This is a genomic window from [Clostridium] symbiosum ATCC 14940 (assembly GCF_000466485.1).
GTDB lineage: Bacteria > Bacillota > Clostridia > Lachnospirales > Lachnospiraceae > Otoolea > Otoolea symbiosa.
Window position 1 is genome coordinate 18,310 of the sequence record NZ_KE992878.1, and the last position, 11,673, is coordinate 29,982.

7 protein-coding genes are annotated in these 11,673 nt (G+C 47.0%); 3 read left to right on the plus strand and 4 right to left on the minus strand.

Annotated features, from left to right (window positions below):
- Nucleotides 1-122: 122 nt before the first annotated feature.
- The 3 genes from CLOSYM_RS08585 to CLOSYM_RS08595 all read left to right on the plus strand — a co-directional run bounded on the left by CLOSYM_RS08585 (nucleotide 123) and on the right by CLOSYM_RS08595 (nucleotide 5,395).
- Nucleotides 123-1,898, plus strand: coding sequence for a sigma-54-dependent transcriptional regulator (locus tag CLOSYM_RS08585; protein WP_021641821.1), 1,776 nt, complete (start codon nucleotides 123-125; stop codon nucleotides 1,896-1,898).
- Nucleotides 1,899-2,420: 522 nt separating this feature from the next.
- Complete coding sequence (gene pepD, locus CLOSYM_RS08590; protein WP_021641822.1) at nucleotides 2,421-3,896, plus strand: beta-Ala-His dipeptidase; 1,476 nt, start codon at nucleotides 2,421-2,423, stop codon at nucleotides 3,894-3,896.
- 29 nt (nucleotides 3,897-3,925) lie between these two features.
- A complete protein-coding gene (locus CLOSYM_RS08595; protein WP_227072725.1) occupies nucleotides 3,926-5,395 on the plus strand; it encodes a YfcC family protein in 1,470 nt (489 codons plus the stop codon).
- Nucleotides 5,396-5,630: 235 nt separating this feature from the next.
- Here CLOSYM_RS08595 and codY read toward each other — a convergent pair whose 3' ends face one another.
- From codY to CLOSYM_RS08615, 4 genes are all read right to left on the minus strand, one after another.
- Nucleotides 5,631-6,422 (minus strand): GTP-sensing pleiotropic transcriptional regulator CodY, encoded by a 792-nt coding sequence (gene codY, locus CLOSYM_RS08600; RefSeq protein ID WP_003506902.1) that lies wholly within the window; start codon nucleotides 6,420-6,422, stop codon nucleotides 5,631-5,633.
- Between the two features lie 122 nt (nucleotides 6,423-6,544).
- A complete protein-coding gene (gene topA, locus CLOSYM_RS08605) occupies nucleotides 6,545-8,626 on the minus strand; it encodes a type I DNA topoisomerase (RefSeq protein WP_009298158.1) in 2,082 nt (693 codons plus the stop codon).
- 9 nt (nucleotides 8,627-8,635) lie between these two features.
- On the minus strand, nucleotides 8,636-9,808 hold the full coding sequence (gene dprA / locus CLOSYM_RS08610; RefSeq protein ID WP_003506898.1) for a DNA-processing protein DprA: 1,173 nt from the start codon (nucleotides 9,806-9,808) through the stop codon (nucleotides 8,636-8,638).
- Nucleotides 9,809-9,851: 43 nt separating this feature from the next.
- The gene (locus CLOSYM_RS08615; protein WP_044902277.1) at nucleotides 9,852-11,393 is read right to left on the minus strand and encodes a YifB family Mg chelatase-like AAA ATPase; all 1,542 of its coding nucleotides are present in this window, start codon (nucleotides 11,391-11,393) and stop codon (nucleotides 9,852-9,854) included.
- Between the last annotated feature and the right edge of the window lie 280 nt (nucleotides 11,394-11,673).

Below are 11,673 nucleotides of genomic sequence, written 5' to 3' on the forward strand. Positions count from 1 at the left end.
TATTTTGATACAATACTGTATTTTTATCATTTCTACTCGTTAATATCTTGACAATTCTCCCGTTTCATTTTATACTTGTATCATAATGATACAATTTCATTTTAGAGAGGAGGGATTCCATCATGACAGATTCTAACAATCGTGTAAAAATTCTGGTTATTGCCCCTTATATTGGCCTGGTTAAACTCTTTGAGGAAGCGGCGCAGAAATTTGATAACATCGAACTGACTGCTTATGAAAGTGATACAACAAAGGCTGTCTCTTTTATAAAGACGCTTTCCATGAATGACTATGATATCATAATCTCACGCGGATATACCTGCAAGATGATCCGGGAGGCATGCGGGAGACATGTGTTAGATGTCGGCATATCCATATATGATGTTCTGAGAACAATCCGTCTGGCGCAGAATTATAATGGACGGTTTGCCGTTGTGGGATTTCACAGCATCATTTACTATGCCATCATACTAAAGGATATTCTTCGCTATGAATTTGATATTTTCACCCTCAAATCAACGGATGAAATAGAAAGTGAGCTGAACGGTCTGAAGGATGCCGGTTATAATATGATTGTGGGGGATGTTGTCACCACACAGACAGCCAAAAGCATCGGTCTTCAAACCATGCTAATCACCACCAGCCCTGAAAGTGTGGATGCAGTTCTTAACAACAGCCTGTCTCTTTATGAAGAACAGCTTCTCCTGAAAAGGGACCGTGATTTTTACAAAGATCTGATCTGCGGCATGGATGAGGGCACGGCGGTCTACGATCAGGATGAGAACCTGCTTTACGCAAGCCGGCTGGAAAATACCAAATTTAAAAACGTCCTGAAAAAATCGGTTGCCTCATTGTATGAAAAAAAGGAACTTCACTTAGTTAAAACCATTGAAAACAACCGTTTCCTGATTCATGGAAAGGTAAGGCGGCTTTCCGGGCAGCTGTTTGCTGTATTTTATTTTAAAATCATCGATAACGGAAAAAAAGACAGCGGACTGCTCCGCTACTACAACAATACGGATACTCCTTTTGCAAGCCAAAGAACCTTTTACACCCTTAGTCCTTCCCTCAAGGTATCCTTAGATGAGATTAAATCGTTTCAGTTTTTTCAGAGGCCGGTATTTATCACCGGCCCCCGTGGGAGCGGCAAGGATTCTTTCGCGCTCTTCCTGCATCAGAAGGATACAAGGAAAAACAGGCCCATGGTAATCATTGACTGCAGATTTGCCGAAGGAAGAGAATGGGAATATCTGATCAACCACGAGGATTCCCCTTTATTTTCGGCCGGATATACGATTTTTATCAAGGATATCCATCACCTTAATAAAGAGCAGCTGGAACAGCTGTTCCTCTTAATCTGCAATACAGCGCTGAATAAAAGAAATCAACTGGTATTTTCTTATGTTCCCGGAATTTCCTCGTCCTTTGAAAAAAGTGATCTTAAAAATGAGATCATCTATATCCTTCATGCCCTGGTTATTACCATCCCATCTCTCAATAACCGCAGAGAGGATATTCCAAATCTGGCCTCGCTTTACTTAAACGAATTTAATTCTCAGATGGTGAAACAGGCTATTGCCTTTGAACCGGAGGCATTGAAGGTACTGCAGGATTTTAACTGGACCGATAATCTCTATCAGATGAAGACTGTTATACAGGAATTAATTATGTATGCAAAATCCTCTCTTATTACGGCAGAGGAAGCCGCCTATGTCCTTAAAAAATATGAGACCGATGATAATCCCAGCCACACCTCCGGCGGGATCTCACTGGAGGGAACACTGGATGATATCACAAAACGTATTGTCAACCAGGTGCTCCGTGAAGAAAACATGAATCAATCCAAAGCTGCAAAGCGGTTAAATATCGGACGAAGTACACTGAGAAGACATTTGTAAGCGCGTTTTCCTCTTTCTCAGCAATTCCGGCTATGAAGTTAATATTGAGAATCCCGATAAGCTTTCCACAATAATTTATGATTTTTGGTTAAATCCATACTGAATGTTGGGGTGTGCAAAAAAGCACACTTCCAGCATTTTTTTGTTGATGGCGGTGACCTGTACGCGGTGCATCCAGGTTATCGTTCGGAATAAAGAACTTCTATAAACCAGTGTTAACGGATAGTTAAGGTTACATAAGAAATTGCTTAAAATGTAGGAACTTTAATTATTCCCATAAGAAAAAATATAAAACAGTCAGAAAAAACAGTTATATTAAAATTAATATTATTAATAATGCACAAAAATTGTTAAATATCAAATTTGACAGACTCATAAAGGAGTTTTATAATCATGATTACAAATCAAACACTGTTTAAAAAATGGCTGATTCAGAATGCAATGAGTAACCGTTTTTCCAAGTCAGGATGAACGCAGCAGTTACTCAAAGGAATTTAGCCGGGCAGAAAGGAGAAGGTTTTTATGGATGAGAAAAATGAAAAAGAGAAAATGAATGAAGAAAAAGAAGAGCTATTGAAGGAGCGGGTATTTTTCTATTTTGCCCAGCTCTGCCGGATCCCACGTCAAAGCGGCAATGAAAAAGCGGTCAGCGACTTTATCTTAAATTGGGCGCTTGATCAGGGGCTTAAGGCAAAGCAGGACGCGGTAAACAATGTCTTTATCCGTAAAGCGGCATCCGCCGGGTACGAAGCCGCGTCTCCAGTCATGCTTCAGGCGCATATGGACATGGTCTGTGAAAAGAATGAGGGGGTAAATCACGATTTTACAAAGGATCCAATCAAATGGATGATTGAAGGAGACCTGATATCGACAGGCGGAGAGACAACACTTGGAGCCGACAATGGGATTGGGGTTGCCTGTGCAATGGCGGTGCTGGAGGATAAAACCCTGGCTCATCCACGGCTTGAGGTTTTGTTTACGGTGGCGGAGGAATCTGATTTTACAGGGGCGGCCAATTTTGATACCTCCTGGATGGAATCAGACCGCATGATCAATCTGGATCACGCTTCCGACAAGGAAATCCTGTGCGGGAGCTGTGGAGGGATGGATGCCGTTATCACTCTTCCAATCAAGCCGGAGAAACTGAAAACAGGATGGAAGACCTGTACTGTCAGGATATACGGGCTGAAAGGAGGCCATTCCGGGGAGGATATCCACAGAGGACGGGGCAATGCCAATCTCCTGCTCGGAAGGTTTCTCGCTGCGGCAGAAAAACGGTTTGCATACGGGATTTCAGCCGCCGGAGGAGGAACCTGCCGTCTGGCTATACCGCGGGAGGCAAAGGCCGATATCAGCCTGGGGGAGGCCGATATTAAGGAACTGCAAAAGCTGGCGGAGGAACTGCAGGAGATGTTTCGGAACGAACTTCAGGCAACCTCATCCTCTCTCTGCATCTCAGTTACAGAAGCCCCGGCAGCAGAATTTCTGGTTGCTCCAGAGAAAATTATTAATTTGATTCTGCTGGCGCCGGATGGGATCTGCCAGATGAATGAAATGCTTACCGGATTGGTTGACACATCGGATAATATGGGCGAATTACATATGGACAGCGAGTCGTTTCAGCTTGTATTTGAAATACGCTCGGCTAAAGACAGCCTGAAATATTTTGTTTATGACAAAATATCGCGTTTGGCAAAACTTCTGGGGGCGGACTGTACCACGACCCTGGAATACGGAAGCTGGCAGTTCAGGCCCCAGTCAAAATTCCGTGACAAAGCCATTGAGGTATTCAAAAAGACTTATGGAACAGAGCCTGCCGTCCTGACGCTTCATGCGGGACTCGAGGTGGGATACTTCTTTGATGCAAGACCATCTCTGGACGCTATCGCGCTGGGGCCGGACTGCTGGAATTTCCATTCCCCGTCGGAGTGCGTGGGGATCTCTTCCGTCAGAAGGTTTTATAAGTATTTATGCACACTTTTAGCCGAGTTGTATTGAGAGCCATATACATGGGAAAGGAAAGCAAAATGGATAAAGATATGAATGATTTAAAAGATAAGGAAGCCGGTGAGAAGGACAGAGACCCGGGAGGCTTAAATAAAAAGCCAAAATTAAAGGCCCTGAACCCAATGATATTCCTTGTAGTGATTATCCTTCTGTGTGCAATTGCTTCCTATGTTGTCCCGGCCGGTTCTTTTGCCCGTGTGACGAACGCGGCCACCGGAGGGGAGGTTGTGGATCCGGGCAGTTTTCAATATATGGCCAGGACTCCTGTCAGCGTATTCGCTGTGCTGATGTCGGTGACACAGGGAATGCAGAATGCCGCCTATATTATTTTCTTCCTGCTGATTATCGGAGGCACTTTTGCAATTATGGACGCAACCGGTGCAATTAATGCCGGGATGGCCAATGTAATCAGGAAAACAAGGGGCAGGGAACTTCTGATGATTCCAATCTGCATGATTATATTCGGATGCGGCTCCGCCTTCTGTGGCAACTTTGAGGAATTTCTGGCATTTGTGCCTTTAGTGCTGGCATGCTGTTTTACGATGGGCTTTGATTCCCTTACCGCCGTCGGCATCATTTTCTGCGCTGCGTCGGCCGGATACGGGGGAGCCATGACAAATGCATTTACGGTCGGCGTGGCCCAGAGTATAGCTGGTCTTCCGCTTTTTTCAGGGATAGCGCTAAGGAGCGTCCTGTTTGTCTGTCTGTTGACCGTCAGTATTCTCTATGTCATGTGGCATGCCTACAGGGTAAAAAAGAATCCGCAGTCCAGCTCCGTGTATGAGTATGATATGCTCCATGCCCATGAACATTTAATTGATATTGATTATATGCCTAAGGTTACGACACGGTGCAAACTGGTACTCATTGTTTTCGTAGGCGGTATTGCCTATACGGTATACGGGATTATTGTCAAGAAATATTATATTGACGAGCTGTCGGCTATTTTTCTCGCGATAGGAATACTGGGCGGCTTGGTCGGCGGCCTGAAGCCAAGCAAAATCTGTGATGAATTTTTAAAGGGCTGCACCAACATGCTGTTCCCCTGTGTCATGATCGGACTGGCAAACGCCGCCATAGTAATACTGAAAAGTGCAAATATTATGGATACCATTATATATGCCCTCTCAGGTCTGCTGAATAATCTTCCGCCTTCGATTATGGCCTGCGGCATGTTTATCCTGCAGGATGTATTAAATGTTCTCGTCCCTTCCGGCTCAGGACAGGCCGCAGTTACCATGCCCCTGATGGCGCCTCTTTCGGATATGCTGGGTGTCACCCGCCAGACTGCGGTGCTGGCGTTTCAGATGGGCTCCACTTTTACCGATGTGCTGGCGCCCACCAGCGGCGAAATCCTGGCGGCGCTTGCCATGTGCAAAACGCCTTACGGAAAATGGATCCGGTATTTACTGCCGCTGTTCTGCATGTGGTGCCTGATTGCCTTCGCGTTCCTTATCTATGCGGTGAAGACCGCATACGGACCATTTTGACGGTCCGGCTTGTCATCACAGCAAGTGCGCAGATCTGTCCAGCGTGTTTCAGATCTGCGCACTCGGAACCAGATGTTCCTGTCCATTGCGCTATATCCCAAGCAACTTCTCCCTGAAAAGAGAACAAAAAAGAAAGACCTCTCTCAAAGTCTTTCTTCTTTTTCCCTCGCTCATTTTATACAAGTTTTCACTCAGTCTTTTTTCGGTCTGTCTTATCTCGGATTTTCGGTCTGTCTTATCGCGCTGAGCCAGGTGCTTCTGCTTTCAAAGTCTTAAGTTCATCAAATACGACATCGTTCAATACTTTGATATACGTTCCCTTCATACCGGAAGAACGTGATTCAATGACTCCCGCGCTCTCGAATTTACGCAGGGCATTGACAATGACAGAACGGGTGATGCCTACTCTGTCTGCAATCTTGCTGGCAACCAGGATACCCTCATTGCCTTCCAGTTCGTCGAAAATATGTGTGATTGCTTCCAGTTCTGAAAATGATAATGTGCTGATAGCGGACTTCACAATCTGAATCTTTCTGGTCTCTTCTGCATTCTCCTCATTTACGGAACGCATCATCTCAAGTCCAACTACCGCGGTGCCGTATTCGCTTAAAATAATGTCATCAATGTCATAATGCGCATCTGCTTTGTAGATGAAAAGCGTTCCAAGACGCTCTCCGGAAATGTCGATTGGAGTAATGATAGCCTGATACTTCCTGACATTCTCCTCTGCAAATCCCAGTGTCGCAAGATTGACATTCTCTTTGGTGGATAAAACACTGAGAAGGCGCTCATTCAGCATACCGTCGATATAGCCGCCCACCTGATCTGCGATCAGCTCTTCTATCTCATCAATTCCAGGACAAATTGCAACCCCCAGTACTTTCCCCTTCTTGCTGATTACAAGGATGTTTGACTCGAGAATTTCGCCAAGCACTTCACAGATGTCATTAAAGACAACTTTGTGAGAATGGTTGTTATGCAATAATTTGTTTATTTTTCTTGTTTTGTCCAACAACTGAACACTCATTACCAGTTACCTCCTTCGCTTAATCTTTGTATCGTTAGAAATTATTGCTATCATGTACAAATTTTAACACGATTTCAGATTAATAACAAGAGTTTTTCTGGTTTTTTCAATTTTTTTAATAATTAGGGTCGCTCATGAAGCGTTTTGACAAATCCACAGGCCTCATTTGTACACAAAAGCTTGCTTCCTTTTTCCACCATCATGCTGCCGCACTCCGGACACTGCTCTGTGGACGGTTTTTGCCAGGACATGAAATCACAATCCGGATTATCCTCGCATCCGTAGTATTTACGGCCTTTTTTCGTCTTACGGATGACAATCTCCTTGCCGCACTTCGGGCATTTAACGCCGATTTTTTCCAGATATGGTTTGGTGTTTTTACAGTCAGGAAAACCGGGACAAGCCAGGAATTTTCCGTGGGGACCATATTTGATAACAAGGTTTCTGCCGCAAAGTTCACAGATTTCTTCCGTAACTTCATCCGCAATTTTGACAGTATCAAGTTTTGCATCCGCTTCCTTCACAGCTTCCGCAAGATCCGGGTAAAAGTTCTCAACAACGGTCTTCCACGGTACATTTCCGTCTCCGATGCTGTCCAGTAGATATTCCATGTTAGCGGTAAACGCAGTGTCTACAATCGTCGGGAAGGCCTTCATCATCATTCCGTTGACGACCTCTCCAAGCTCCGTGACATACAGGTTCTTGTTTTCCTTTGCAACATAGCGCCTCGCAATAATAGTCGTTATGGTCGGGGCGTAAGTACTCGGCCGTCCTATCCCCTGCTCTTCCAGGGCCTTTACAAGAGATGCCTCCGTGTAATGGGCCGGCGGCTGCGTAAAATGCTGGCTGCTGTCGAGTTCGATGAGATTCAGTGCCATCCCCTTCTCCAGCTTTTCCGTCAGAACGTTATTCTCCTCTTTCTCATCTTCCTGAACATAGACTGACATAAAACCGTCGAATTTCACCTTGGAAGCGGCCAGCGTAAAGATATGCTCTCCCGCCGTCACTTTTACGGATGTAGTCTCATATACCGCCGGCTGCATCCGGCTGGCAGTAAAGCGTTTCCAAATCAGTTGATATAGACGGAATAAATCCCTTGAGAGAGATTCCTTGACGAGAACAGGTGTCAGGGCGATGTCGGTCGGCCTGATCGCCTCATGCGCGTCCTGAATCTTGACATCCGACTTCTTGGCCGCCGCCTCTGCCGCCACATACTGGCCGCCGTACTGGGCTTTAATGAATTCTCTGGCCGCCGTATCGGCCTCTGCCGCCACACGGGTGGAATCGGTACGCAGATAAGTGATAAGGCCTACTGTGCCGTGTCCCTTTATATCCACGCCCTCATAAAGCTGCTGGGCCAGACGCATCGTTTTCTGTGTGGAAAAATTCAGGGCTTTGGATGCCTCCTGCTGCATGGTACTTGTCGTAAATGGAATCGGCGCCTTCTTGGTGCGCTCTCCCAGCTTCACCTCGCTTACCTCATACGGCTGGTTCTCCAGCCCGCTCAGTATCTGATCCAGTTCCTCTTTGTTATGAATCGCCTTTTTTCCGTCTGCATCGCCGTAGTATTTGGCCGTGAGCTTCTTCTTAGAGCCGGGGACCTTAAGTTCTGCCTCCAGATTCCAGTATTCCTCCGGGATAAAGGAGTTAATCTCATCCTCCCTGTCACAGATCATTCTGAGAGCTACGGACTGGACACGTCCCGCACTCAGCCCTCTCTTAACCTTAGCCCAGAGAATGGGGCTGATCATATAGCCCACCATACGGTCCAGAACCCTTCGCGTCTGCTGGGCGTCCACCAGATTCATATCAATCTCTCTCGGTTCCTTTAAGGATGCCTTAACCGCGTTCTTTGTTATCTCATTAAAACTGATACGGTATACCTTCTTATCCTTTAATTCATCGAGCTTCAACGCTTTTACCAGGTGCCAGGAAATCGCTTCGCCTTCGCGGTCCGGGTCAGTTGCCAGATAAATTTTATCTGCCTTTTTTACCTCTTTGCGAAGCTTCGCAAGTATATCCCCCTTACCTCTGATGGTGATATACTTCGGCTCATAATCATTCTCCAAATCTATTCCCAGTGTACTCTTAGGCAAATCTCTTACATGTCCGCCAGACGCGTCCACCTCATAATTCGTTCCCAGAAATTTTTTAATTGTTTTCACCTTTGCCGGCGACTCTACAATTACCAAACTTTTTGACATAACAAACTCCTACTCCAATTTCCTTATATAATATTGATTGACAGGCTGCATAATGAATCCGTCCATTTCAAGTCTTAAAAGTGCTGCCATACATTCCCCTGACGGCAGTTTACTTATTTTTATCAGTTCTTCTACATGTTTCGGTTGTGAATCTAAGCAACTATACAACATTTTTTCCGTCTTGGCAAGCGTCTTTACCGATTTTTTCATGACTTTTAGGCAATTTTTACAATCTATTCTGAAAAAATCAAGGATATCTTCCGGTGTTTGTAAGAGTGCGGCTCCCTGCTTAATCAGTCCGTTGCATCCCTCGCTTAACGGGTCGTTAACACGTCCGGGAACGGCAAAGACCTCTTTCCCCTGCTCCAGAGCCATATCCGCCGTTATCAGGGAACCGCTGCGTTTCCTCGCTTCTATTACAATTACCGCATCGGAAAGCCCGCTGATAATCCGGTTTCTCAAAGGAAAATTGCGGGCCGCCGGCTTCTCCCCCGGCCCATATTCCGAAATAACGCCTCCCGTTTCCAGAATCGCGTTATAAAGGCTCAGATTCTCTCTCGGGTAACAATTATCAACTCCGCTTCCCAAAACAGCATATGAGGCTCCCTGTGCCTTTACAGCCCCCCTGTGGCCGGCTCCGTCAATACCGCTGGCAAGTCCGCTCACAGTCTGTATCCCGTTTTCCGCCAGAATCCTCCCGATATATTCCGCCACCTGGCGTCCGTAGGGCGTACAGCTTCTGGCGCCAATAACCGCCGCAGTCGGCAGGTGTTCTTTCGGCAGATCGCCTTTTACAAAAAGCCACATCGGCATATCATAGATATTCTCAAGACGCCGCGGATATTCCGGCTCTCCGGCCATGATAAAACGGATGCCGTTTTTTCTCAATTCCCTGTACTCACGGCAGCGCTTCTCAAAGAGGGCTTTTGCCTCCTGAATATGCTCTGCGTCCTGTCCTCTCAGGAAGGGAAGTGTTTCCAGAACCTGTTTCTTCATATTATATATTTCCTCAAAGCTTCCGGCATATTCTAAAAGTTTTCCGGACTTCACCGCTCCGATTCCGTCTACCCTGCAAAGCCAGTAGAGGTATTCCTTTTCTCTTTCGTCCGGCACCGATGTCCCCCGTTTTTTTAATACTGCTTCTCTTTTAGCTTCCGCTCTCATTTCTGATGTTCTCTCCATATATTCCCTCTCCGCGCTATTGTTAATTCACGGACACGTCCCTTCAAAACTTGAAGCCCCAGTATTTCTTTTCAAAGCTTCTGAATGAGACGGCCTCCCCCAGGTGTCCCCTGCCGATTTGTTTCTTCTCGTCCAAATCCGCCAGGGTTCTGGCTGTTTTCAGTATCTTTTCACATCCTCTGGCGCTCAGTCCGTATGCCCTGAAAACATCGTTCAGAAAACGTTCATCCGACTTTTTCAGGCCGCAGCAGTTCTCAATCTGGCGTTTCCCCATCTGGCTGTTAAACCTGCATTCCTCCCCTTTGAATCTCTCCTGCTGAATCTGCCTTGCCGCCATGACCCGCTCCCTCATGGAAGCGGATGACTCTCCCCTCTTTTTTCCTGTTACAAACGGCTGAGCCTGCCTTGGTACCTCAACGCCAATGTCAATCCTATCTAAAAACGGGCCTGAAATACGGCTCAGATACCGCCTGATTTGTGTCTCCGTACAGGTACAGCGGCCCAGATCCGGATAAAAGCCGCATTTACATGGATTCATAGCGGCCGCCACCATCGCATCCGCCGGGAACTCCACCGCCCCGTTCAGCCTTGTTACGGTAATCATCCGTTCCTCCATCGGCTGCCTCAGAAGGTCCAGAAGGGCGGCCGGAAACTCAGGCAGCTCGTCGAGAAACAGAATGCCGTGTGTAGACAGGGATATCTCCCCCGGCCTGGGGTTCCTCCCTCCCCCGGCAAGCGCCTGGGCAGTGATACCGTGGTGCGGGCTCCTGAACGGCCTGGCCCGGATAAGCGGCTCTTCTTTTTTTAACAGCCCGCAGATACTGTAGATTTTAGATACCTCGATGCTTTCTTCCAGCGTGATAGGGGGCATTATAGTAGGCAGCCTCCTGGCCGCCATTGTTTTGCCTGTCCCGGCAGGTCCGATAAACAGGATGTTGTGCCGTCCGGCTGCCGCAGCCTGGCAGGCGCGCCGGACCGTAGGCAGTCCCAGCATCTCATCATAGTCTACCGGATAAGAAAGTCTGTCCTCTTCCCGGAACATCGCCTCATCAAACCAATGGCCTGCGGCTTCTATACGCCCGCTCAGGATGCCGGCCAGCTCGCTGAGGCTGTTAACGCCTATTATTTCAATATCTTTTACGGCCGTTCCCTCCGCCGTGTTTTCTGAAGGGACAAACATACGCCGTATCCCCTGTCCTGCGGCTGCGAATACACGGGGAAGCACGCCTTTGACCGGCTTTACGCAGCCGTCCAGACCCAGTTCCCCGATAAAAGCCGACTTCTCAAGCCCGGCCTCTGACGCCTCCCCAAGACAGCAGAGCACTGCCGCTGCAATTGCCAAATCATAGGCCGTCCCTTCCTTCCTTATATCCCCGGGCGACAGATTTACCATCACCTTTTTCGGCGGCAGATGAATCCCCGCATTTTTAAGAGCCGTCCTGACGCGTTCCTGTGCTTCCCTGACCGCTTCGGAAAGAAACCCCACCATAATAAAGCCGGGCAGTCCGTCGCTGACATCGGCCTCCACCGCAACCGGAAACCCTTCCACGCCGTGAACCCCGAAACTGTTAATTTTACTGAACAAAAATAAGGCCTCCTTTATCATAATTTAAATGCTGTGTGTTGGAATAATGCTGTGATGTTCTTGAAACTTCTGAAAATAGAATATTGATTTGAGATTGACAAGTCTAGCGTTAACTTTGACGTTTAACCTATGATAGCTATTTTATCATATCAAGACCGGGCTTGCAAGAATGGAAATCAGAGACCGTAACCGGAGCAGCTTTAACGCTGCTGTTCACTGATAGCGTCATTTAGTCAGCACTGCCATGAAATGGAGATTTAACTGAGGTTTGGAGGACGCG